This is a genomic window from Pseudomonas sp. (assembly GCF_051660785.1).
Classification (GTDB): domain Bacteria; phylum Pseudomonadota; class Gammaproteobacteria; order Pseudomonadales; family Pseudomonadaceae; genus Aquipseudomonas.
The window spans coordinates 21,035-43,971 of sequence record NZ_JBOFQE010000097.1; the positions used below are offsets into that span (position 1 = coordinate 21,035).

General features: G+C 57.0%; 27 protein-coding genes and 1 tRNA gene. 5 read left to right on the forward strand and 23 right to left on the reverse strand.

Features of this window, described 5'->3' with window-relative positions; translation table 11 throughout:
- Positions 1-292: 292 nt before the first annotated feature.
- Complete coding sequence (locus tag ACRC4F_RS27740; protein WP_003227496.1) at positions 293-505, forward strand: cold-shock protein; 213 nt, start codon at positions 293-295, stop codon at positions 503-505.
- Positions 506-600: 95 nt separating this feature from the next.
- Positions 601-1,089, forward strand: coding sequence for an RDD family protein (locus ACRC4F_RS27745; protein ID WP_438662225.1), 489 nt, complete (start codon positions 601-603; stop codon positions 1,087-1,089).
- Between the two features lie 133 nt (positions 1,090-1,222).
- Here the strand turns inward: ACRC4F_RS27745 and nadA are convergent, their stop codons facing one another.
- The 19 genes from nadA to ACRC4F_RS27840 all read right to left on the reverse strand — a co-directional run bounded on the left by nadA (position 1,223) and on the right by ACRC4F_RS27840 (position 16,378).
- Entirely contained in the window at positions 1,223-2,281 is a 1,059-nt protein-coding gene (gene nadA, locus ACRC4F_RS27750; RefSeq protein WP_077748706.1) for a quinolinate synthase NadA, read from the reverse strand.
- 272 nt (positions 2,282-2,553) lie between these two features.
- Positions 2,554-2,629: transfer RNA gene (locus tag ACRC4F_RS27755), tRNA-Lys, on the reverse strand.
- Positions 2,630-2,692: 63 nt separating this feature from the next.
- Entirely contained in the window at positions 2,693-3,385 is a 693-nt protein-coding gene (gene queC, locus ACRC4F_RS27760) for a 7-cyano-7-deazaguanine synthase QueC (RefSeq protein WP_438662226.1), read from the reverse strand.
- 1 nt (position 3,386) lies between these two features.
- On the reverse strand, positions 3,387-4,034 hold the full coding sequence (gene queE, locus ACRC4F_RS27765) for a 7-carboxy-7-deazaguanine synthase QueE (protein WP_438662227.1): 648 nt from the start codon (positions 4,032-4,034) through the stop codon (positions 3,387-3,389).
- Between the two features lie 166 nt (positions 4,035-4,200).
- On the reverse strand, positions 4,201-5,046 hold the full coding sequence (ybgF, locus tag ACRC4F_RS27770; protein ID WP_438662228.1) for a tol-pal system protein YbgF: 846 nt from the start codon (positions 5,044-5,046) through the stop codon (positions 4,201-4,203).
- Positions 5,047-5,052: 6 nt separating this feature from the next.
- Positions 5,053-5,550 (reverse strand): peptidoglycan-associated lipoprotein Pal, encoded by a 498-nt coding sequence (gene pal, locus ACRC4F_RS27775; protein WP_003178634.1) that lies wholly within the window; start codon positions 5,548-5,550, stop codon positions 5,053-5,055.
- Positions 5,551-5,602: 52 nt separating this feature from the next.
- Positions 5,603-6,871 (reverse strand): Tol-Pal system beta propeller repeat protein TolB, encoded by a 1,269-nt coding sequence (tolB, locus tag ACRC4F_RS27780; protein ID WP_438662229.1) that lies wholly within the window; start codon positions 6,869-6,871, stop codon positions 5,603-5,605.
- 29 nt (positions 6,872-6,900) lie between these two features.
- On the reverse strand, positions 6,901-7,980 hold the full coding sequence (gene tolA, locus ACRC4F_RS27785) for a cell envelope integrity protein TolA (RefSeq protein ID WP_131059802.1): 1,080 nt from the start codon (positions 7,978-7,980) through the stop codon (positions 6,901-6,903).
- Positions 7,980-8,432, reverse strand: a complete 453-nt coding sequence (tolR, locus tag ACRC4F_RS27790) for a protein TolR (RefSeq protein WP_438662262.1) — start codon at positions 8,430-8,432, stop codon at positions 7,980-7,982. Before tolR ends, tolA begins: the two co-directional genes overlap by 1 nt.
- 23 nt (positions 8,433-8,455) lie before the next feature.
- Positions 8,456-9,151 (reverse strand): protein TolQ, encoded by a 696-nt coding sequence (tolQ, locus tag ACRC4F_RS27795; RefSeq protein ID WP_008147369.1) that lies wholly within the window; start codon positions 9,149-9,151, stop codon positions 8,456-8,458.
- A complete protein-coding gene (ybgC, locus tag ACRC4F_RS27800) occupies positions 9,141-9,608 on the reverse strand; it encodes a tol-pal system-associated acyl-CoA thioesterase (protein WP_010457477.1) in 468 nt (155 codons plus the stop codon). The genes tolQ and ybgC overlap by 11 nt, the downstream gene beginning before the upstream one ends.
- A gap of 127 nt (positions 9,609-9,735) precedes the next feature.
- The gene (ruvB, locus tag ACRC4F_RS27805; protein ID WP_008147374.1) at positions 9,736-10,797 is read right to left on the reverse strand and encodes a Holliday junction branch migration DNA helicase RuvB; all 1,062 of its coding nucleotides are present in this window, start codon (positions 10,795-10,797) and stop codon (positions 9,736-9,738) included.
- Entirely contained in the window at positions 10,798-11,412 is a 615-nt protein-coding gene (ruvA, locus tag ACRC4F_RS27810; protein ID WP_038981959.1) for a Holliday junction branch migration protein RuvA, read from the reverse strand.
- A gap of 115 nt (positions 11,413-11,527) precedes the next feature.
- A complete protein-coding gene (ruvC, locus tag ACRC4F_RS27815; RefSeq protein ID WP_019693260.1) occupies positions 11,528-12,052 on the reverse strand; it encodes a crossover junction endodeoxyribonuclease RuvC in 525 nt (174 codons plus the stop codon).
- Positions 12,053-12,214: 162 nt separating this feature from the next.
- Positions 12,215-12,961, reverse strand: a complete 747-nt coding sequence (locus tag ACRC4F_RS27820; RefSeq protein ID WP_438662230.1) for a YebC/PmpR family DNA-binding transcriptional regulator — start codon at positions 12,959-12,961, stop codon at positions 12,215-12,217.
- Between the two features lie 118 nt (positions 12,962-13,079).
- Positions 13,080-14,855, reverse strand: coding sequence for an aspartate--tRNA ligase (aspS, locus tag ACRC4F_RS27825; protein WP_438662231.1), 1,776 nt, complete (start codon positions 14,853-14,855; stop codon positions 13,080-13,082).
- Between the two features lie 95 nt (positions 14,856-14,950).
- The gene (locus ACRC4F_RS27830) at positions 14,951-15,172 is read right to left on the reverse strand and encodes an FmdB family zinc ribbon protein (protein WP_010457489.1); all 222 of its coding nucleotides are present in this window, start codon (positions 15,170-15,172) and stop codon (positions 14,951-14,953) included.
- A gap of 134 nt (positions 15,173-15,306) precedes the next feature.
- Complete coding sequence (locus tag ACRC4F_RS27835; protein WP_438662232.1) at positions 15,307-15,645, reverse strand: ribbon-helix-helix domain-containing protein; 339 nt, start codon at positions 15,643-15,645, stop codon at positions 15,307-15,309.
- Positions 15,646-15,907: 262 nt separating this feature from the next.
- Positions 15,908-16,378, reverse strand: coding sequence for a Dps family protein (locus tag ACRC4F_RS27840; RefSeq protein ID WP_094470990.1), 471 nt, complete (start codon positions 16,376-16,378; stop codon positions 15,908-15,910).
- Positions 16,379-16,685: 307 nt separating this feature from the next.
- On the opposite strand from ACRC4F_RS27840, the gene ACRC4F_RS27845 reads away from it, so the two are divergent.
- Entirely contained in the window at positions 16,686-17,288 is a 603-nt protein-coding gene (locus tag ACRC4F_RS27845; RefSeq protein WP_074879478.1) for a cold-shock protein, read from the forward strand.
- 62 nt (positions 17,289-17,350) lie between these two features.
- Here ACRC4F_RS27845 and ACRC4F_RS27850 read toward each other — a convergent pair whose 3' ends face one another.
- The gene (locus ACRC4F_RS27850) at positions 17,351-17,557 is read right to left on the reverse strand and encodes a SlyX family protein (protein WP_056741397.1); all 207 of its coding nucleotides are present in this window, start codon (positions 17,555-17,557) and stop codon (positions 17,351-17,353) included.
- The gene (locus tag ACRC4F_RS27855) at positions 17,554-17,985 is read right to left on the reverse strand and encodes an HIT domain-containing protein (RefSeq protein WP_438662233.1); all 432 of its coding nucleotides are present in this window, start codon (positions 17,983-17,985) and stop codon (positions 17,554-17,556) included. Before ACRC4F_RS27855 ends, ACRC4F_RS27850 begins: the two co-directional genes overlap by 4 nt.
- Positions 17,986-18,893: 908 nt before the next feature.
- Between ACRC4F_RS27855 and ACRC4F_RS27860 the strand changes: the two genes are divergently transcribed.
- Positions 18,894-20,240 carry an OprD family porin gene (locus ACRC4F_RS27860; protein ID WP_438662234.1) on the forward strand — a complete coding sequence of 449 codons (1,347 nt, stop codon included), beginning with the start codon at positions 18,894-18,896 and terminating at the stop codon, positions 20,238-20,240.
- Positions 20,241-20,379: 139 nt separating this feature from the next.
- Here ACRC4F_RS27860 and ACRC4F_RS27865 read toward each other — a convergent pair whose 3' ends face one another.
- Positions 20,380-21,222, reverse strand: a complete 843-nt coding sequence (locus tag ACRC4F_RS27865) for a mechanosensitive ion channel family protein (RefSeq protein WP_054045013.1) — start codon at positions 21,220-21,222, stop codon at positions 20,380-20,382.
- Positions 21,223-21,360: 138 nt separating this feature from the next.
- Positions 21,361-21,846, reverse strand: coding sequence for a YajQ family cyclic di-GMP-binding protein (locus ACRC4F_RS27870; RefSeq protein WP_054045015.1), 486 nt, complete (start codon positions 21,844-21,846; stop codon positions 21,361-21,363).
- Between the two features lie 139 nt (positions 21,847-21,985).
- Here ACRC4F_RS27870 and ACRC4F_RS27875 point away from each other — a divergent pair, with 139 nt between their 5' ends.
- Complete coding sequence (locus tag ACRC4F_RS27875; protein WP_438662235.1) at positions 21,986-22,903, forward strand: putative 2-dehydropantoate 2-reductase; 918 nt, start codon at positions 21,986-21,988, stop codon at positions 22,901-22,903.
- Positions 22,904-22,937: the final 34 nt, after the last annotated feature.

A 22,937-nucleotide genomic window follows, 5' to 3' on the forward strand; every position in this document is an offset into this window, starting at 1 on the left:
TTATAACGTTCGAAAACAATTGAACACCCTGATCGAATAAACCGCACTAGTGGACACGCTACTGCCCCAACCTGAACAAAACCGGGCCTCTCACAGGGCTTGTTTTTTCTCACGTAGTTGGCGTAGAGTTTGTTCACTGTGTTTGCATGGGTCGCTTGGAATCGTGACCTGGGCAGTAGCCTACAAGTTAGCTACATCCCGTTCGACGTCTTCTTACTCTCCTGCAACCAGCCCCAGTACTCTTTCATGAGAAGGAGACTGTCATTAATTTTTTGCGTCAAAGGAATAAGAAATGTCCACACGTCAGAGCGGTACCGTCAAGTGGTTTAACGACGAGAAAGGTTTTGGTTTTATCACTCCAGAAAGCGGTCCGGATCTGTTCGTGCATTTCCGCGCTATTCAGGGCAACGGCTTCAAGAGCCTGAAAGAAGGCCAGAAAGTGACTTTCGTCGCTGTGCAAGGCCAGAAAGGCATGCAGGCTGACGAAGTACAAGCAGAAGCCTAATCTTCTGTAACGAAAAAGCCCCTGATGCTGACATCAGGGGCTTTTTTGTGCGCGTAAATCCGTAAAATGGCTTCTTTTTCCGCCCAGAGGCTGCCATGTCGAAACACCTGCTCAAACCCGAGGGCGAGTTCCCCGCCGCCTCCCTGGGTCGTCGTCTGGCAGCGATGTTCTATGACTTCCTGTTGTGTACCGCCCTGCTGATCGTCACCAGCGGCATTTACAAGATGATCCAGATGGCGATCATCGGCGAAGACAAGATGCGCACCCTGACCGAAGCCGGCGCACTGGACGGTGATCCGTTGCTGTCGACTGTGCTGCTGTTTGTGCTGTTTGGTTTCTTCGCCAAGTTCTGGACCTGGTCCGGTCAGACATTGGGCATGCAGGTGTGGTGCATTCGCGTGCAGAACGCTGATGGTACATCGATCAGTCTTTGGCAGGCACTGCTGCGCTTTGTGGTGTCGATTGCGTCGCTGTTGTGTGTTGGCCTTGGGTTCATCTGGTCGCTGTTCGATAAACAGAAACGCAGCTGGCATGACATGTATTCCAATACCCAGCTTGTCCGCATTCCGAAGAAAACCAAGTAAATCAGCCATACAAAAACCAATGTGGGAGCGAGCCTGCTCGCGATGGCGGTGTGTCAGTCAGCATTGATATGACTAACAGATCGCTATCGCGAGCAGGCTCGCTCCCACAGGTTTTGTGACTTATCTGACGAATTCAGGCGTTACCGGCCAGCTTCATCCGCGCAGCCTGAGTGAAATCGAGCATCCGTTTCAACGGTCGAATCGCTTGCGGAATCAACGCCGGATCTACAAAGATCTCGTTCGTCCCCTCCTTCAAGCACTTCAGCGTGCGCTCAAGAGTGTTCATGGCCATCCACGGGCAGTGTGCGCAACTGCGGCATGCTGCGCCGTTACCGGCCGTTGGAGCCTCGATGAAGACCTTGTCCGGGCACAGCTGCTGCATCTTGTAGAAGATGCCGCGATCGGTGGCGACGATCAGGGTCTTGTTCGGCAGGCTCTGCGCCGCCGCAATCAACTGACTGGTGGAACCCACGGCATCCGCCAGCTCGATCACCGAAGTCGGCGACTCCGGGTGCACCAGAATCGCGGCGTCCGGGTACAGCGCTTTCATGTCCTCAAGCTGCTTTGACTTGAATTCCTCGTGAACGATGCAGGCACCGTCCCACAACAGCATGTCGGCGCCGGTCTGGCGCTGGATGTAGGTGCCCAGATGTTTGTCCGGCCCCCAGATGATCGTTTCGCCGTTATCCATCAGGCTTTCGACGATCTCCAGCGCACAGCTGGACGTCACCACCCAATCCGCCCGGGCCTTGACCGCCGCCGAAGTGTTGGCATACACCACCACCGTACGCTCCGGATGCTGGTCGCAAAACGCCGAGAACTCATCCACCGGGCAACCCAGGTCCAGCGAACACGTCGCTTCCAGGGTCGGCATCAAAATGCGTTTTTCAGGATTGAGGATTTTCGCGGTTTCGCCCATGAACTTCACACCGGCGACCAGCACGGTCTTGGCCGGGTGCGCACTGCCGAAGCGGGCCATCTCCAGCGAGTCGGAGACGCAACCACCGGTTTCTTCGGCCAGGGCCTGAATCACCGGATCGCAATAGAAGTGAGCAACCAGCACCGCGTCCTGAGCCTTGAGCTCGGCAGCGATGGCGGCACGGTAAAAAGCTTCCTCCTCCACGGTCAGCGGCTTGGGCTGCTTGGCATCGAGGTGGGCTTGAACCAGAAGGCGTTCGGAAATCTGCGTCATGTTCGCAAGACCTGCAGGCGCTTTCGCGCGAAAGTCGAGTATACACCCGGCTCCGGACCCTTCAGGGTACCGCCGGGAGAGTGAGTATCATCAGGCACGGACAACGGTGAAGATGCGCAAGGCTACAGAATATCCGGTGGATGCAAAAGATGATTCTGACCTGCGTCACGCGGTGCAGCCTCGCGTTGAGCCGAGCTCAAATCGCGGGCAAAAAAAAATCCGGAAATCCTCACTTGCGTGGGCCTTCCAGACTTTTAAAACTGCTACAAAAATGGTGGGTCGTGTGGGATTCGAACCTACGACCAATTGGTTAAAAGCCAACTGCTCTACCAACTGAGCTAACGACCCGCTGTGTGGTGGCGCGTATAATACTGATTTTTAAGGACTATTCAACACCTAATTTAAAATAAATCAAAAATAAGGTGTCGGGTCGCTCACACCGGCCGCTGCAAAGCCTTCTGCACGCAGGCGGCAGCTGTCGCATTTGCCGCACGCACGGCCGTTATCGTCCGCCTGATAGCAGGAAACGGTCAGCCCATAATCGACGCCCAGCTTCACGCCTGCCTGGACGATCTGCGCCTTGCTCAGGTTCTGCAGTGGCGCCTGGATACGGAAGCCATTGCCCTCTACACCGGCCTTCGTCGCCAGATTGGCCATGCGCTCGAACGACTCGATGAACTCGGGACGACAGTCCGGATAACCGGAGTAGTCCACCGCATTCACGCCGATAAAGATGTCACGCGCGCCGAGTACCTCAGCCCAACCCAGCGCCAGGGACAGAAACACTGTGTTGCGCGCCGGCACGTAAGTCACCGGGATACCTTCTCCCGCCACTTCCGGAATATCGATGCTGGTGTCGGTCAGTGCCGAGCCGCCCATACCGTTCAGGTTCAGGCCGATCACCTTGTGCTCGACCACACCCAGGTCGCGAGCGACACGCGCAGCGGCATGCAATTCGGCGTGAGACCGCTGACCGTAGTCGAAGCTCATGGTGTAGCAGCTATAGCCTTCAGCGCGGGCCATGGCCACAACGGTCGCTGAGTCCAGGCCGCCGGACAGCAGGATGACTGCACGTTTTTCGGTAGTGTTCAGTTGTTCAGTCATCTCAGCGCCCCGGCTCGTCATTCCAAAGATATTTATGCAGCTGCAATTGCAGACGCACTGGCAGGTTGTCCGCCACTACCCAGTCAGCCAGGTCCCGAGCATTGAGGTCATGGTGACTTGGCGAAAACAGGACTTCACCGGCGCGCTGATCCAGACCGTACTGGATCAGCTTGGACACGGCCCAGTCATAGTCTTCCCGCGAGCAGATGACGAACTTCACCTGATCGTTGCGCGTGAGCAGTTCGATGTTCTCGTAGCGGTTGCGATGTGCTTCCTTCGAACCCGGCGTTTTCAGGTCGACGACGCGACTGACCCGGGAATCTACCGCCGAGATGTCGAGTGCACCACTGGTTTCCAGTGACACTTCGTAGCCGGCATCACACAACTGTTTAAGCAAAGGGATGGCGTTGGGTTGTGCCAGCGGCTCGCCACCGGTGACACAGACATAACGCGGACGGAAACCGGCCACTTGTTCGAGAATGTCGTCGAGTGGGCGAATGGTGCCGCCAGTGAACGCGTAGGCGCTGTCGCAATATTGGCAACGCAATGGGCAACCGGTCAGGCGCACAAAAACAGTGGGCAGCCCGGCAGTCCGCGTTTCACCCTGCAACGAGTAGAAAACTTCGGTGATTCTCAATGTGTCTTGCATAGTCGCCACGGGCATGACAGCTAAACAGGCTGTCCGCCTCCGTCAGGCACTTCAAGGAACCCCGCCACCGCGTAGATCCCAAAAAGCGTGTTTCATAAAAAGGGCGTGAATTCTAACGAAAAAACCCGCGACAAGCGCGGGTTTCTTCGAAACAGGTCAAGCAACCTTACATTTTCTGCAGGTCACGCTGAGCCAGCTGAGCAGCGGAAGTACCCGGATACTGGGACACGACCTGCTGCAGAATGCCTTTGACCTTGTCGGTATGACCCAGGCGGCGCTCTACGTCAGCGAGCTTGTACAGCGAATCAGGCACTTTAGGGTGCTTTGGGTACAGCTGCGAAACCTTGGCAAACGCCTGACCTGCACCTTGCAGATCGCCTTTGGCCAGGTTCACTTCGCCCAACCAGTATTGGGCATTGCCCGCGTACTGGCTGCTCGGGTACTTGCGCAGGAATGCGGCAAAAGCCTGGCTGGCCTTGTCGAAATCCTTGGCCTTGATCAGGTCGAAGGCTGCATCGTAATACAGTTTTTCCTTCGCCGGATCAGCCGGCTCGCTACCCGCGGCAGGCGCTTGTGTCGCAGCGGTTGCCGCTCCTGCGGCTGCGCCCGCTGCTGCACCGGGGGCATTCAAACTGCCACCGGCGGAAGAATTATCAGGAGTCGCGGCTGGTGCAACGCCGGTTCCTATGCGCCGATCAAGATCCTGATATCGCTCCAGGCTTTCTTGCTTCATGCGCGCTACGTCATTTTGCAGTTCTTCGATCACACCCTGTTGGCGCGAGATCTGATCCTGCATGGATTGCAATTGGTTGAACAGCTGGCCCTGTGCCGAGACAGGGGTCGAAACCCCTCCCCCGGCATAGGCGCCGTTCGTACCGTAACCCGCAGGCGGATTACTACTCCCGCTATTGTTATAGCCGGAGTTGTCCTCGACCACAGGAACCGCAGCCCACACCGCAAGCGGTGCGAGACTGAGAGCCAAAACAGTTACAGCACGACGGCACGTTCGCATGACGAATTACTTACGCAGTTCGACGCGACGGTTTTGAGCCCAGGACTGCTCGTCGTTGCCGGTAGCAACTGGACGCTCTTCGCCGTAGGAAACCAGTTCCAGCTGAGCTGGGGAAACACCTTGCAGTACCAGGTAGCGCTGAACGGCTTTCGCACGACGCTCGCCCAGTGCCATGTTGTACTCACGAGTACCACGTTCGTCGGTGTTGCCTTCCAGAACAACGCGAGCGCCGTTTGCTTTCAGGTCTTTGGCGTGAACGTCCAGAGCGCGCATGGCTTCTGGCTTCAGGTCCGAGCTGTCGTATTCGAAGTAGAAGGTGGTGATTGCGCGCAGAGCAGCTTCTTCGCTCAGGGAACCGTCAACGGCACCAGTGTTTGCGCCGTAACCAGCGTTTGGATCAACAGCGCCTTCACCGGCGTTGTCGCCGCCTTTGGACGAGCAACCTACAGCTACAGCCATGGCCAGAGCCAGCGCAGCAAATTTACCAAACTTCAGCATTTCCATCGTGAAACTCCTAATGAACCCCAGTGTGTTAAGTAAAACGTGTAGCGCCGCGTCAGTTCAGGTAAGGGGACCAGGACGGTTCTCTGACTTCGCCTTGTGCGGTAGGAAGCGGGAGCCTCACGCGTCCATTAATGGACACGAGCATCAAGACTCCCCGGCCCTGCTGGCGGGTGGCGTAGATTACCATGGTGCCGTTGGGCGCAACAGTAGGCGACTCGTCCAGAGTGCTATCAGTGAGGATCTTTACACTACCTCGCTGCAAATCCTGGGCCGCCACCTTGAAATTAGTGAAGCCGTCCTGGCGGTGAATCATCACCAGGGTCTTTTCATCAGCCGAAAGTTTCGGGTTGGCGTTGTAGTTACCCACAAAGGTCACACGTTCCGCACCGCCACCACCGACGCTGGTTTTGTAGATCTGTGGCTTGCCGCCACGATCGGAGGTGAAGTAGATGGTCGAACCATCCTTACCCCAAAACGGTTCGGTGTTGATGCCGGGACCATTGGTGACGCGAGTGATCTGACGCGAACCCAGGTTCATCACATAGATGTCCGGGTTACCGTCTTTCGACAATACGAATGCCAGGCGATTGCCATCCGGCGACCAGGCAGGCGCGCCATTCAGGCCTTCGAAGTTGGTGATCTGCTCACGGCGACCGGTGTCGATGTTCTGCATGAAGATACGCGGACGCTTCTGCTCGAACGAGACGTAAGCGAGGCGCTTGCCATCCGGTGCGAAACGCGGCGACAGGATCGGCTCGCGCGATTGCAGCAGCGTCACGGCGCGGGCACCGTCGTAGTCCGAGCGTTGCAGCGTGTAGCGCGTGTTCTTCTCGGAGAAACGTTCGGCCGTCACGTACAGCAGACGTGTCGAGAACGCGCCTTTGATGCCGGTGAGTTTTTCGAACGACTGGTCGGCGATGTAGTGCGACATGTCGCGCAGTTGATCGACGCTGCCCGACACGCTGCCGGTCAGCACTTGCTGCTCGGTAGCGACGTTGAACAAAGCGTATTGAACCTGCAGGCGACCGCCCGATGGCACGATGCTGCCGACCATAATGTACTGAGCGTTGATCGCCTTCCAGTCACGGAAAATGATTTCGCTGGCCTGGCTCGGCTGGCTGATCATGTTCTGCTTTGGAATCGGCGCGTAATAACCCGAGTTGCGCAGGTCGTTGCCGATGATTTCGGCCATGTCATCCGGCAGCACGGTGCCGCCCTGGAAACCGAATGGCACTACGGCAATTGGAGTTGCCTGGGAGCTACCACTGCTGACCAGGATATTTTTTTCATCTGCGGTGGCCAGTCCTGCAAAGCAGAACATGACTACAAGCAGTCCTCGAAGAAGGTTTCTCACAAGGCTAGATCCTCAGGTGTGAATGTCATCTTGAATGAACGATAGGGTGCGAAATCAGCTGGCTTCAGACCCTGCATTTCGGTCAATCGACCAATATTTTTTACCGCCGCTACCGCTGAACTGTCGAACGGTACATCACCGCTGGACTTGGCAACCGACACGCCGGAGATTGTTCCGTCAGGCAGCATGTTGATTTGCAGGATCACCTTCATGCCCTTGCGGGCTGACGGTGGCTGCGCCCAACCTTCGGAAGCACGCGAGCGAATCAGATCGTCGAAGTTACCCGCGACTTCATCACCCTGCTCATCCGCCAAGGCCTGCTGACGCTCCGTCGTGTCGGAAAGCAAATCTGCCAGGGCCTGAGCCTTTTTCTCATCGACAGATTTACGTGCAGCTTCCTGCGACTTTTTCTTCGCAGCATCGGCGGCAGCTTTCTTCTTCGCGTCTTCGGCGACTTTCTTCTTCGCCTCTTCAGCTTCAGATTTCTTCTTGGCGTCTTCCGCGGCTTTCTTCTTCGCGTCTTCGACAATCTTTTTCTTGGCTTCTTCAGCGGCCGCTTTCTTGGCCTCTTCTTCAGCCGCCTTCTTGGCTTCTTCTTCAGATTTCTTCTTGGCTATATCAGCCAATTGTTTCTCTTCGACCTTTTTGGCTTCGGCGGTCTTCTTCGCTTCATCGGCTTTCTTGGCTTCATCAGCCTTTTTCGCCTCATCCGCTTTTTTAGTCTCGTCGGCCTTCTTGGATTCTTCGGCTTTTTGAGCCGCATCTTCCTTCTTTTGTTCCGCGGCCTTGATCGCTTCCTGTTCGATCTTTTTCTGTTCCATCTGTTCGACTTCGGTCTGACGTGCGGCAGATTTCTTCGCCTCACCCGCAATCTTCTGATTGGTCTGGGTGGTCGCCTGACTTTTCGATTTCAGCTGGTACAAGGTCGCCTGGACAATCGGCTTGGCCGGCGGCAGCTCTGGTGTGAAGGCGAAACTGACGAACAGCATGCCGAATACCAGCACGTGCAAGACAATCGCCAGGACACTAGGCCAGAAGTAGCTTTCCGAGGCGGACGGCTCTCGCATTTGCTGCATCAGGGTGCCTCGGTAATCAAGCCAACATTACCGACCCCGGCTTTCTGCAACCCGCCCATGGCGCCCATCACGGAACCGTAATCGACGGTCTTGTCGCCGCGAATGAACACTTGGGTACGCTTGCCGCCTTCAGTACCGGCGCGAATGATCTTGGTCACCGCGTCAGTCATCTGCGGCAAGGTCATGGCCTTGTCCTGTTGCTTTTCAGTCTCGACTTCGCTGCCAAGGTTCCAGTAATAGGTCTTGTCAGACTTGATCGAAATGGTCAGGACCTGGGTGTTGTTGTCCTGCGGCAAGGCTTCGCTGGAAACCTTGGGCAGATCAACTTTCACGCCCTGATTGAGCATCGGAGCGGTCACCATGAAGATGACCAGCAGCACCAGCATCACGTCGATGTAAGGCACCACGTTCATCTCGGCAACCGGCTTGCGCTTTTTGCGAGCTCGAGCGATTAAAGCCATTGGAAATTACCTGCTTATTCTTCGCTGGTGTGCACTTTGCGGTGCAGGATCGCCTGGAATTCATCGGCGAAGGTGTAGTAACGGCCCAGCAGGGTTTCGCTGCGAGCAGCAAAACGGTTGTAAGCGATAACGGCCGGGATGGCCGCGAACAGGCCGATTGCGGTGGCAATCAGTGCTTCGGCGATACCCGGAGCCACAGTGGCCAGGGTCGCTTGCTGGGCAGTGGCCAGGCCACGGAAGGAGTTCATGATCCCCCAGACGGTACCGAATAGACCGATGTACGGGCTGACGGAACCGACGGTGGCGAGGAACGGCAGGCTCTGCTCGAGCTTTTCTTCTTCGCGGGAAATGGCCACGCGCATGGCACGGGCCACGCCTTCCATGACCGCTTCCGGGTCAACGCCTGGCTGCTGGCGCAGACGGGAGAATTCCTTGAAACCGGCACGGAAGATCTGCTCGACGCCCGAATCCGGATCAGGGTTGCTGCCGGCCTGACGGTAGAGTTTGGACAGGTCGATGCCAGACCAGAAGCGCTCTTCAAAGCTCTCCAGGGCACGTCGACCGGCGCGCAGCAGGTTGCTGCGCTGAAAGATCATGATCCATGAGGTCACCGATGCGGCTACCAGGATCAGCATTACCAGTTGCACCACGATACTGGCATTGCTGACCAGGCTCCACATGGAGGAATGGTCGACGACGTTAGCTTCCACGCTTTATCTCCTGCTTTGAGTGTGTACCCGCGCCGCTCACGTCGGCAAAGGCCGCACGTAGAGCTTCGGGAATGGCCCGGGGTTTTAAACTTTCAGTGCGCACACAGGCCACCAGAAACTGCCCTTCGCAGAGCAGCGCATTATCCGTGGCTCGCCTGACCTGCTGTTTGAAGCGCAGGCTGACACGGTTCAATTCAATTACTTCAGCGCTTACCAGAAGCTCGTCGTCCAGTCGCGCCGGCGCGTGGTAACGCGCTTCGCTGGAATGCACGACAAACAACAGGTCCTCTCCTGCCAGCTGGGACTGGGCAAAGCCAAGATCCCGGAGCCGCTCGGTTCGAGCCCGTTCCATAAACTTGAGGTAATTGACGTAATACACGATGCCGCCCGCATCGGTGTCCTCGTAATAAACGCGACAACGAAGTGCGAAAGGCTCAAGCCCGTTTTGCGCGCGCATACTCTAGTGCTTACTCCTCAGGTTGCCAATCCGGCCAGGCAACTGTTTTTCATTGATTCGCGGCTTTCTGGCAGAAGCACGGTCCTAGGACCGCGCAAATCCGGAAAAAATCAGCCCGCAAAAGTGTTTAATCGTCCACGGCATCAAGGAACTCGTCTACCACGGGCATCTCACCCAATCGTGACGGAATGTTTAAACCGAAATGCAGATACGCGTGCCGGGTGACCACTCGCCCCCGCGGCGTGCGCATGATGTAGCCCTGCTGGATCAGGTACGGCTCCAGCACGTCTTCAATGGTGTGGCGCTCTTCGCTGATCGCCGCCGCCAGACTGTCCACGCCGACCGGCCCACCGTCGAACTTCTCGATCATGGTCAACAGCAGACGCCGGTCCTGATGATCGAAACCGCGCTCGTCGACATCCAGCAGGTTCAAGGCCAGGTCGGCGATCGGTTTGGTGATGTGGCCCTTGGCGCGAACTTCGGCGAAATCCCGAACCCGGCGCAGCAAGCGGTTGGCGATCCGCGGGGTGCCGCGGGCACGCCGGGCGATCTCAAAGGCGCCTTCCGGGTCCAGCGGCAAACCGAGGATGTTCGCAGAACGACTGACAATGGTTGCCAGGTCGGCAGTGTTGTAGAACTCCAGGCGCTGAACGATGCCGAACCGGTCGCGCAACGGGTTGGTCAACATGCCGGCACGGGTCGTCGCGCCCACCAGGGTGAACGGCGGCAGATCCAGTTTGATCGAGCGTGCAGCCGGCCCCTCGCCAATCATGATGTCGAGCTGGAAATCTTCCATGGCCGGGTACAGCACTTCTTCGACAATCGGCGACAGCCGATGGATTTCGTCGATGAATAACACGTCATGAGGCTCAAGGTTGGTCAACAGCGCCGCCAGATCGCCCGGGCGCTCAAGCACCGGGCCCGAAGTGCTTTTGATCGACACGCCCATTTCCTGGGCGATGATGTTGGCCAAGGTGGTCTTGCCCAGACCCGGCGGACCGAAAATCAGCGTGTGGTCCAGGGACTCGTTACGCCCGCGAGCCGCCTGGATGAACAACTCCATTTGCTCGCGAACGGTCGGCTGGCCAATGTATTCCGCCAGGCTGACAGGGCGAATCGCCCGGTCCTGGACTTCCTCGCGGTCGCGAGGGCCGGGCGTGGCGGCAATCAGACGATCAGCTTCAATCACTTAGATCATTCCCTTCAGGGCACGACGAATCATGTCTTCACTGCTCAAACCTTTCTCCTTGATCGCGGAAATCGCCTTGCTGGCTTCCTGCGGCTTGTAACCCAGGGAAATCAGCGCGCTGACCGCATCATTTTCTGCGGTGGCAACCGGCGGCGCATCTGGCCCGCCCGGCTGGTTCGGCACCAGGGCGAACATCGCCGGCACGGTTTCCCAGGCCTTGAAGCGGTCCTTGAGTTCCACCAGCAAACGCTCGGCAGTCTTTTTGCCCACGCCCGGCACCTTGGTCAGCGCCGAAGTGTCCTGAGACTGCACGCAACGTACCAGTTCATCCACTTCCAGGCTCGACATCAATGCCAGGGCCAATTTCGGCCCTACACCATTGAGACGGATCAACTCGCGAAAAAAGTCTCGCTCACGCTTGCCGAAGAAGCCATAGAGTAACTGCGCGTCTTCGCGTACGACTAAATGGGTGTGCAAGGTCAGCGGTTCACCGACCGACGGCAAGCGATACAGCGTGGTCATGGGCACTTCCAGCTCATACCCCAGACCGTTTACATCCAGAATCAGGTGCGGCGGCTGTTTCTCAGCCAGTGTGCCGCGCAAGCGTCCAATCACGTTTCAGATCCTTGAGCGTTGGCCAGATCATTGACTGGCGACTGACAGAACAAGGGTTTTGCGCCGACAACACAGGCGCAAAACCCTCATTCCTTAAAAATGACTGCTGATGCTATCAGAGACGCAGGCGCCCGCCACGACTGCGTGCTGTTCCCAAACCATGAGGTAACAGGCTGGAACGGGTGTGAGCATGGCAAATGGCGATGGCCAGGGCGTCCGAAGCATCGATTTGCGGCTTGCTGGTCAATTTCAGCATGTGCATAACCATCATCTGCACCTGCTCTTTATTCGCGGCGCCGGTGCCGGTAACCGCTTGCTTGACCTGGGTCGCGGTGTATTCGGCGATTTCCAGGTTTTCCTCGGCACCCGCCACAATCGCAGCGCCTCGGGCCTGACCGAGCTTGAGGGCAGAGTCGGCATTGCGTGCCATAAAGACTTTTTCAATGCCCATGGTCACCGGACCATAGGTCTGGATGACTTCACGCACACCGCGATAGACAATTTGCAGACGCTCATGCAGCTCGCCGGACCCCGTGCGAATGCAGCCCGACGCCACATACACGCAGCCACGCCCGGTATCACGTACCACGCCATAACCGGTGATGCGCGAACCGGGGTCGATACCAAGAATTAAAGTCATAACGCCTGCGGGTTGTAATGAATTTGCGTGGCGAACCCACAACACTGTAGGAGCGAGCCTGCTCGCGATGGGCGTTAACGATAACGCGCTACACCTGAATTAGCGCGGCGCTCTCAGGTTTTTCGCGAGCAGGCTCGCTCCTACACTGGATCTTGGTCGCCCTTAACCGAGCTGTGCGGCTACGGCTTCGGGAATTTCCGCATTGGAATAGACGTTCTGCACGTCATCCAGGTCTTCGAGCATGTCGATCAGCTTGAGCACCTTCTCGGCGCCTTCCAGGTCCAGTTCGGCACTGGTGGTTGGCAGCATCACGATTTCCGCGTCATCGCCCTTGAATCCCGCCGCTTCCAGCGCGTTGCGCACGGAGTAGAAACCGGCGAACGAAGTGAACACGTCAATCGAGCCGTCTTCATGGGTGACCACGTCATCGGCATCGGCTTCCATGGCAGCTTCCATCAGTGCATCTTCGTCGACACCCGGCGCGAAGGAAATCTGCCCCTTGCGCTCGAACAGATAAGCCACGGAGCCGTCAGTACCCAGATTGCCGCCGCACTTGCTGAACGCATGGCGAACCGCGGCTGCGGTGCGGTTACGGTTGTCGGTCATGCACTCGACCATCACCGCCACGCCGCCCGGGCCGTAGCCTTCGTAGGTCAGTTCGACCATGTCGTCGGTGTCGGCAGCACCGGCACCGCGGGCGACTGCGCGATCAATGATGTCGCGACTCATGTTCGCGCCGAGGGCCTTGTCCAGCGCCAGACGCAAGCGCGGGTTGGAGCCCGGATCACCGCCGCCCTGACGGGCCGCTACGGTCAGTTCACGAATCCACTTGGTGAAAATCTTGCCCTTCTTGGCATCCTGACGTTCTTTGCGGTGCTTGATGTTCGCCCACTTGGAATGACCCGCCATAACTCGCTCCGAATTCTCTTGAAACATTGCCCGCCGCGCACGCTGTGTCGGCCAGCAAGAAAAAATCTCGACCTAAAGAAAAGGCGCATCCCGAAAGGATGCGCCTTTGCGGTCAGCCTTACTCAGCCTTTGGCGTTTCGCGCAAACGAATGTGCAATTCGCGCAGTGCCTTGGCATCTACCACACCCGGTGCTTGCGTCATCACGTCGGCAGCACTTTGGGTTTTCGGGAAGGCAATCACTTCACGGATCGACTGGGCGCCAGTCATCAGCATCACCAGACGGTCCAGACCGAAGGCCAGGCCACCGTGCGGCGGCGCGCCGTATTTCAGGGCGTCGAGCAGGAAGCCGAATTTCTCTTCCTGTTCCGCTTCGTTGATACCCAACAGACGGAACACCGTTTGCTGCATTTCCTTGCGGTGGATACGGATCGAGCCGCCACCCAGCTCGGTGCCGTTGAGGACCATGTCGTAGGCACGGGACAGAGCGGTCGCCGGATTGGCTTCCAGTTCTTCCGGGGTGCACTTCGGCGCGGTGAACGGGTGGTGCAAGGCACTGAAGCTGCCGTCGTCGTTCTCTTCGAACATCGGGAAGTCGACGACCCACATTGGCGCCCACTTGCAGGTCAGCAGCTCCAGGTCGTTGCCGACCTTGATCCGCAGCGCGCCCAGGGCTTCGCTGACGATCTTGGCTTTGTCGGCACCGAAGAACACGATGTCGCCGTCAACCGCGCCAACGCGATCGAGGATCACGTTGAGGTTGGCTTCAGGAATGTTCTTGACGATTGGTGACTGCAGGCCTTCAACGCCTTTGGCGCGCTCGTTGACCTTGATGTACGCCAGGCCCTTGGCACCGTAGATGCCGACGAACTTGGTGTAGTCGTCGATCTGCTTGCGCGGCATGCTCGCCGCGCCAGGAACGCGCAAGGCAGCGATACGGCATTTCGGATCGTTGGCCGGGCCGCTGAAAACCTTGAAGTCGACTTCTTTCAGCTGGTCGGCCACGTCCACCAGTTCCAGCGGGTTACGCAGGTCCGGCTTGTCGGAACCGTAGCGGCGCATGGCTTCTTCGAAGGTCATGTGCGGGAATTCGCCGAACTCCAGATCCAGCACTTCCTTGAACAGGTTGCGGATCATGCCTTCGGTGAGGCCCATGATGTCTTTTTCATCGAGGAAGCTGGTTTCGATGTCGATCTGAGTGAATTCAGGCTGACGGTCGGCACGCAGGTCTTCGTCGCGGAAGCACTTGGCAATCTGGTAGTAACGGTCGAAGCCGGCCACCATCAGCAGTTGCTTGAACAGCTGCGGCGATTGCGGCAAGGCGAAGAACGAACCGGCGTGAGTACGGCTCGGTACCAGATAATCACGTGCGCCTTCCGGAGTAGCGCGGGTCAGGATCGGCGTCTCGACGTCGAGGAAGCCGTTCTCGTCCAGGTAGCGGCGGATGCTGGTGGTCATGCGCGAACGCAGACGCAGCTTCTCGGCCATTTCCGGGCGACGCAGATCAAGGAAGCGATAACGCAGGCGGGTTTCTTCACCGACGTCGGAGAACTCGTTCAGCGGGAACGGCGGGGTTTCCGATTCGTTCAGCACTTCAAGCTCGTAGCCCAGCACTTCGATCATGCCCGATGCCATGTTGGCATTGGTGGCGCCGGCCGGACGCAGGCGAACCTTGCCGGTGATCTTCACGACGTATTCACTGCGCACGCGATCGGCGGCGGCGAAGCTCTCGGCGCGGTCCGGGTCGAACACCACCTGGGCCAGACCGTCACGATCACGGATATCGAGGAAAATCACCCCACCGTGGTCACGGCGACGGTGAACCCATCCGCAAAGGGTAATTTCCTGGCCTTCCAGGGCTTCGTTCAGTTGGCCGCAATAATGGCTGCGCATCATGGTAGTGGTTTCGCTTCTCGTAATCGAAATTCGGTTGGAGGCCTTGCAGAGGTTGCAAGAGCTCGCGCGTAGTCGTTCAACTCAGGTTCCAGACCTTAGTCAGCTTTGTCGCCGCCGGCCAGATTCTTCTTGGAACCGGTCTTGAAATCGGTTTCGTACCAGCCGGTGCCGCTCAGGCGGAAACCCGGCATGGATAGCATCTTTTTCAGCTCTGGCGCCTGGCAGGCAGGGCAGTCGACCAGCGGTGCTGCGCTGATCTTTTGGATGGCTTCCAACTGATGACCACAGGAAGCACATTGATAGTCGTACATCGGCATGGGGTTGTCTCGGCGATCAGATTGCTACCGCAAACGCTGGGTTTTGCGGCAAAGAGCGGGATTATATCCATTAAATGCAGCCTGTGCAGCCGTAAGACTGCACAGGCCGACACTCTGCCCGATCACCACCGTGGCTAGGGCATTGCGACGCAGTCCCGCTCCTTCAGGCTGTGCACGACGCAGACCACCCGCACCAGCCCGGTAAAGTTCTTGACCCCGCCATGACGCAAGTGCACTTCGCGATCCACATGGGACAGCAGCGCACTGACCGTACAGCAATTGACCCTGGCCATATTGCCCAGAATGTCCCAGTACACCTGTTCAAGCCGCAAGCAGGTGGCAAAGCCATTCAACCGTACCGACCGGGACAAAGGCTGGGCCAGCCCCATATCAAATTCGCTGACGAATGGATCAATCCTTATGTCCTTGACCGGACTGACCCTCCACTCGCTTCGCCTGTCTTCGCAATCCATATCGTTGACACTCCTTTGTCATCCTTGCCCTCTGTAAGAGCACTGTCCGTGACCTTATAAAAGCGCAGGCGCAAAGGTATATCCAGATGACTTTATGACCATCGACGTAGGATAAGCCAACAGCTGAAGGGCGATCATGGAGACCGTCCTAGGCCGGCGGTTTTCCTACGAAACCTGGCGTAATTTCACCCACCGACAAGAGATTTGAAGAAGGGCTGAACGCGAATAACACCCGAAGGGCATCATTCGCGCCCCGACGGTATTACTGATCCAGCAGAGAGCGCAGCATCCACGCGGTTTTTTCGTGGACTTGCATGCGCTGGGTCAGCAGATCAGCAGTCGGCTCGTCACTGACCTTTTCCAGCAGCGGGAAGATCCCTCGCGCCGTCCGCGTGACCGCCTCTTGCCCGTCGACAAGCTGCTTGATCATGTCTTCAGCGCTGGGCACGCCCGCCTCTTCCTTAATAGAAGACAACCGCGCGTAAATCGAATAGGCGCCTGGCGCAGGAAACCCGAGGGCACGAATGCGCTCGGCAATCGAATCGACGGCTAGCGCCAGCTCGTTGTATTGCTCCTCGAACATCAGGTGCAGGGTCCGAAACATCGGTCCGGTGACATTCCAATGGAAGTTATGGGTTTTCAAATACAGCACATAAGTGTCCGACAGCAGACGCGAAAGCCCGTCGACGATGGACTTGCGGTCCTCTTCACTGATACCGATATCGATTGCCATGTTTATCCCCTAAAGGTGATGAGTTCATCCAACAGGTGCAGGACCACTCTAGCAAGACTGCCACCCCCTCGCAGCCCGGGATCACACAATGGCCTGCGGCAAATCGCCCCGCGAAGCACCGCTGGACTGCCTGATTTGAGTAGCTGCAGGCTTTGCTGTTAAATAGACAGTGTGTCGCTACCGCCTATTTTCCGGGGTCTGCGCATAGGCTGGTACCGGGTACGTGTCCAACGCCTCTTATTGTTCTGAAGCGAACCGTGCTCCATCAGCTCTTCCTTGTGATCCGTCTTAACGTGAGTTAATCAAAATGTTGAAAATCGTCCACCTGCTAATGGGCGCAGCTGCCCTGCTGCTGTCCTTCATCCCTAGCCTTCGATCCGAAGCAGTACCTTACCTGCAACAACCCGATGCGTTGTACCTGGCCTTTTTCGGCCTGCTTAACCTCACCCTTGCTCCGGTTATCCCTTACTGGAACAAAGGCCCACGTCATCAACTGCAAAACCTGGTCAGCGCCCTGCTGGTCCTGGCTGTCGTCCTGCAAACCCTGACGTTGCTCGCGCCAATGCCCGTCATTGCCGGTCAACCTGCCGTGCTGTTCAGCCTGGTGGCTGCCCTGATCGCCGTTCTCCTGCACCTGGCAATCAGCTTCTACAAATCCTCGCCGGCTGCCGCCTCGCCAAGCTACGACATGAGCAACCGCGATACCGGCACCGTCAAGTGGTTCAACACCTCCAAAGGCTTCGGCTTTATTTCTCGTGATTCCGGCGATGATATTTTTGTGCATTTCCGGGCCATTCGTGGCGAAGGTCACCGTGTTCTGGTCGAAGGCCAGCGCGTGGAGTTCTCTGTCATGAACCGTGACAAAGGGTTGCAAGCCGAAGACGTGATCGCCGCATTGCCGCGTCGCTGATTCAAGGCTAAAAAAAAACCGCGGACAGCCGAGCTGTTCGCGGTTTTTTATTGCCTGCGGATTCAATAATGCGGCGGAGGCGCTTCTTCTTCGAAGGTTTCGAACTGGCCGGCCATTTCTTCCTGACGCTTGAGCAATGCGGCCATTTGCAGTTGCAGGCGCTCGACGGCGCGCTGCTGCGTCGCCAGCACATCACTCAATGCCTGGATGGTGTCATCCTGAAACGCCAGTTGGCTCTCCAGATCGGTAACGCGATCTTCCAGGCTCATGATTCACCCTCCAGAAACATGAAATTTTCGGTTAATACCAGACGCAGCCGCTCGCGAATCGTCGCGACTTGCGCTGCGCTGTAAGGCACCGCCGGGTGTTTACCCCAGACCGGGGCTGGCCAGGCGGCATCCTCACGTTTGCGCACGATCACATGCATGTGCAACTGACTGACGACATTGCCCAGGGCCGCGACATTCATTTTGTCGGCGTCGAACGAATTCTTGAGTAGTTCCGCCAGCGCAGTTGTTTCCTGCCAAAGCTGCTGTTGATCTGCGACACCCAACTGAAATATCTCGCTGATATCGTTGCGGCGAGGCACCAGGATGAACCAGGGGTAGTTCGAATCATTGGATAGCAGCAACCGGCAAAGCGGGAAATCCCCGATCGGTAACGTGTCTTGTTGAAGTCGTGGATCTAAAGCGAACACTCTGCGCACTCCCGCCTGGTCATCATTTTTCAGCTTAGCGCCCATCCGGAAAGGCTGCGCACCAAGCGACAGGACGGCAGCATACCCGTGAACGCTGCGAGCTTCACGGTGAACGCGCCCGACCCGTGAATCGACATCGCGTCACGAACGCCCCGTCATGAGACATTTTTTAACGTGACGCACCATTACAGAACCGACGATTGCTCAAAAAACGCCGAATTGACTGATAAACAATGAAGAGTTCCAATCCGGCCAACGAGCCCACTGTGTGATTTCAGCACAGCGATTAAAATTTTTTGCACCAAAACCGCACAGTGGGTCTACGCTCAGTGCGTCGGGCATCCGCCATTTACTCACTGAAGGGGTGAACCGGTAACGTTTTTGGTTGTCACGCAGTCGACCAAGATGGTGCAACACGATGCAAAGCATGGCGTCAAGCCCTGAAAAAAGGAGCTTGAACCCCCCGGTTTTATGAGGTTTTTACAGCAACAGGCAGGGCTTCAGAAAAAAACGGCAACAGAAGTCTGTTTTGTGCACGCTTGTTGCATTCACACCCACATCGCCCTGGAAGCCTCCGCTGGAAGTGGAAGCCCCAAGGCAAATAAAAACAGCGGCAGGGTTGCCCGATGGAGATTCAAACGTTTCACCAGGGACTCTTTTTACCGACGCACATGCACTGGAAAAACAACGCTGAAGTTGTCAGTACGCTTGCGTCGAGGCTGTAAATTTGCGACATCTACCCAGCTGTTTGCGACAGGGTCGTAAAGAAGCTGAAAGGTTAGATACGCAAGTATCGCCAACATGGCCGGCGTGATATAAGTTTGCGCCGACACAAAAAGAAAGAGCCGCCCAGATAATAAAACAGGTGGGACGGCAGTACTCTTCTAAAACCAAAGGAGCAAATCACGATGCGCGTGATGAAGTGGAGCATGATCGCACTGGCAGTTGCAGCAGCAGCCAGTACTCAAGTGGCAACAGCCGCACCTTTCGTAAGTGACCAGGCTGAAGCCAAAGGTTTTGTTGAAGACAGCTCGTTGAACTTGCTGGTTCGCAACTACTACTTCAACCGTGACAACAAAGACGGCGCACGCGACGTCAAAGACTGGACCCAAGGTATTTGGGGCAACTTCAGCTCCGGTTACACCCAAGGTACTGTTGGTGTTGGTGTTGATGCATTCGGTTACCTGGCCATCAAACTGGATGGCGGCGATGGCACTTCCGGTTCGGGCAACATGAGCCGTAGCGACACCATCAATGCAAACGGTGGCCGCGACGTTAACGACAGCCAGGGCAAAGCCGGCGCTGCCGTTAAATTCCGCATCTCCAAAACCGAGCTGAAATTCGGCGACATGTCGCCAAGCACTTCTCCAGTGTTTGCTGTTGGCGGTTCCCGTATCCTTCCTCAAGTTGCCAGCGGTTTCCAACTGCAGAGCAGCGAAGTCAAAGACCTTGACCTCGAAGCCGGTCACTTCTACTCGGGTTCCAGCCAGGACAAGAACGCCCGTGACGGCGATCTGTTCGCCACCTACGCTGGCGTCCAGGCTGACTCCATCGACTACTTCGGTGGCAAGTACGGCATCACTGACAACCTGAGCGCATCGCTGTACGGCTCCAAGCTGGAAGACATCTGGAACCAGTACTACGCCAACGTGAACCTCACCACCCCGATCAGTGGTGACACGTCGCTGAACACTGACTTCAACATCTACCGCACCACCGATACCGGTGACGCGAAAGCCGGTGACATCAGCAACACCGCGTTCTCGCTGGCTACTGCTCTCTCGTTCCTGAAAGCACACACCATCACCCTGGCCTTCCAGAAAGTGAACGGCGACACCCCGTTCGACTACATCGGTATTGGCAAGAACAACCGTGGCGGCGACTCGATCTTCCTCGCCAACTCCATCCAGTACTCTGACTTCAACGCCCCTGGCGAGAAGTCTGCACAGATCCGTTACGATCTGAAAATGGCCGAGTACGGCGTTCCAGGTCTGAGCTTCATGACCCGTTACGTGAAAGGTTGGGACATCGACGGCACCAACACTCCAGCAGGCAGCGCTTACGCCGGCCTGTACGGTGAAGATGGCAAGCACAACGAAACCAACTTCGAAGCCAAGTACGTTGTTCAGTCTGGCCCGGCAAAAGACCTTTCCTTCCGTATTCGTCAAGCATGGCACTTCGCTAACGCTGACGAAGGTGAAGGCGACGTGAAAGAGTTCCGTTTCATCGTCGACTACCCACTGTCGGTTTTGTAATCGCAGCGGTTTAGTCAGGTATAAAAAAAGGCCCCTCTTCGGAGGGGCCTTTTTTTTAACCGTGTTGCGCAGTACGTTAATGATTAGCTTGCTACTCAATAAGCCTGACCGTTAAGTCAGCCTTTGGTCGCAACACCTCTCAATTCACTGGTGCTTCCTGAACCACTCGAATGACTCGCTGGGGAAACGGAATATCGATACCAGCCGTTTTCAAACGATCCCGCGACTGTTCGTTAAACATGAACATCACATCCCAGTAATCCGCCGTTTTCACCCACACTCGCAGAGAAACAGTGATCGAACTATCACCCAGCGTCGAAATGACTGCCTGAGGTGCCGGTTCAGCCAAAATACGCTCGTCTTTGGCCAATTCCAGCAATACTTCACGGGCTTTCTGCAAGTCCGCTTCGTAATCCACGCCCACATCAAACACAACTTTGCGAGTTGGCTGACGATTTGTATTGGTAATGATACCGTTCGACAAATTGCCGTTAGGCACAATGATGGTTTTGTTATCACCGGTGCGCAGTACAGTGTGGAAAATCTGAATACTGTCAACAGTACCGGCTACACCTTGCGCTTCGATCCAGTCACCAATACGGAACGGACGGAACAACAGAATCAACACGCCGCCGGCAAAGTTTGCCAGGCTGCCCTGCAAAGCCAGACCGATAGCCAGACCCGCCGCACCGATTGCAGCAACGAACGACGTGGTTTCCACCCCGATCATCGAGGCCACGCTGACGATCAGCAAAACCTTGAGAATAATGTTCGCCAGACTGCTGATGAACCCTTGCAGCGCCAGGTCTGCGTTACGCAGCGCCAGCAGGCCACCGAGCTTTTGCGTCACTTTGTTGATCAGCCACCAGCCGATGGCCAGGGTGATCACCGCCAGCAACACGCGGCTGCCGTATTCCATGATCATCGGAATCCAGGCTTGGGAAGCCTTGACCAGGTTGTCCACTTCAGTATTCAAATCCATCTACTTTCTCCTGGGTTAAGCACAATCCGGGTGGGAGCGAGCCTGCTCGCGATAACGGTGTGTCAGCCAACAGTGATGTCGACTGATACGCCCTCATCGCGAGCAGGCTCGCTCCCACAGGGTTCCCGCATTGATAAGTCAGTCGCGGAAGTTGTTGAACTGCAGCGGCATGTCGAACGTCTTGGCGCGCAGGGCCGCGATGGCTTCCTGCAAATCGTCACGCTTCTTGCCGGTGATGCGCACTTGCTCGCCCTGAATGGATGCCTGGACCTTGAGCTTGGCGTCCTTGACGTGAGCGACGATTTTCTTCGCCAGCTCCTTGTCGATACCCTCCTTGAGGACCGCTTCCTGCTTCATCAGCTTGCCGGACGCGTAGGCATCCTTGACTTCAAGGCACTGCACGTCGATCTTGCGCTTGACCAAGGACAGCTTGAGGATCTCGATCATCGCTTCCAGCTGGAAGTCAGCTTCGGCGGTCAGGTTGACGGTCAGGTCCTTTTCCTTGAATTCAAAGGTGCCCTTGCCTTTCAGGTCATAACGGCGATCGAGTTCCTTGACGGCGTTCTCGACCGCGTTGGTGACTTCGTGTTTGTCCAGTTCGGATACCACGTCGAACGACGGCATGTAATCTCTCCAATAAAAGGCGCGCTCGATAGCGATGGCGCGCGCTTGGCTTGCGGTTAAAATCGGGCTCATTATAACGGGTCTTTTCCAACCGATACTGCGAGCCTCACATGCCTGCGCCAAACCGAGCAAAAAGCTGATGTCCACCACCTGGCATGTATTGGGCGCCGGCAGCCTTGGTACCCTGTGGGCCACCCGTCTGGCGCGGGCCGGGGTGCCAGTCCGGTTGATTGTGCGCGATGAGCAACGCTTGCAGGCTTATCAGGCGGCGGGCGGGTTGACGCTGGTGGAGCACGGCGAAGCCTGCACCTATGCCATCCCCGGTGAAACACCGCACAGCAGCGAGCCGATCCACCGTCTGCTGGTGGCCTGCAAAGCCTACGATGCCGAGCAAGCCGTCGCCCAACTGGCCTCGCGTCTGACGCCAGATGCCGAGCTGATCCTGTTGCAGAACGGCCTCGGTAGCCAGGACGCCGTAGCGGCGCAGGTTCCGCAGGCGCGCTGCGTTTGCGCATCAAGCACCGAAGGTGCATTTCGCGATGGCGACTGGCGTGTGGTGTTCGCCGGCCACGGCTACACCTGGCTCGGGGATGCCGGTCATCCGGTGGCGCCGATCTGGCTGGACGACTTGACCGCTGCCGGTATTCCTCACGAGTGGAGCACCGAGATCCTGACAAGGCTGTGGCGCAAGCTGGCGCTCAATTGTGCGATCAACCCGCTGACGGTGCTGCACGATTGCCGCAACGGCGGCTTGCAGGAACATCATTGTGAAGTCGCCACCCTCTGCGACGAACTGACTGACTTGCTGGAGCGCTGCGGTCAGCCGGCAGCGGCCGAGGACCTGCAACAGGAAGTCGAACGGGTGATCCACGCCACCGCAGCCAATTACTCCTCGATGCACCAGGACGTCGCCAGCCAGCGACGAACCGAAATCAGCTACCTGCTGGGCCATGTCTGCAAAGTAGCCACGCGACACCAGTTGAACCTGCCCCACCTCAATCAATTGCAGCAGCGACTGATTGCCCATCTTCAAAGCCTTGGATTGCCCAGCGACTGAGCAGCGGCTACGCTGGCCACTTGTTCCTTTTCAG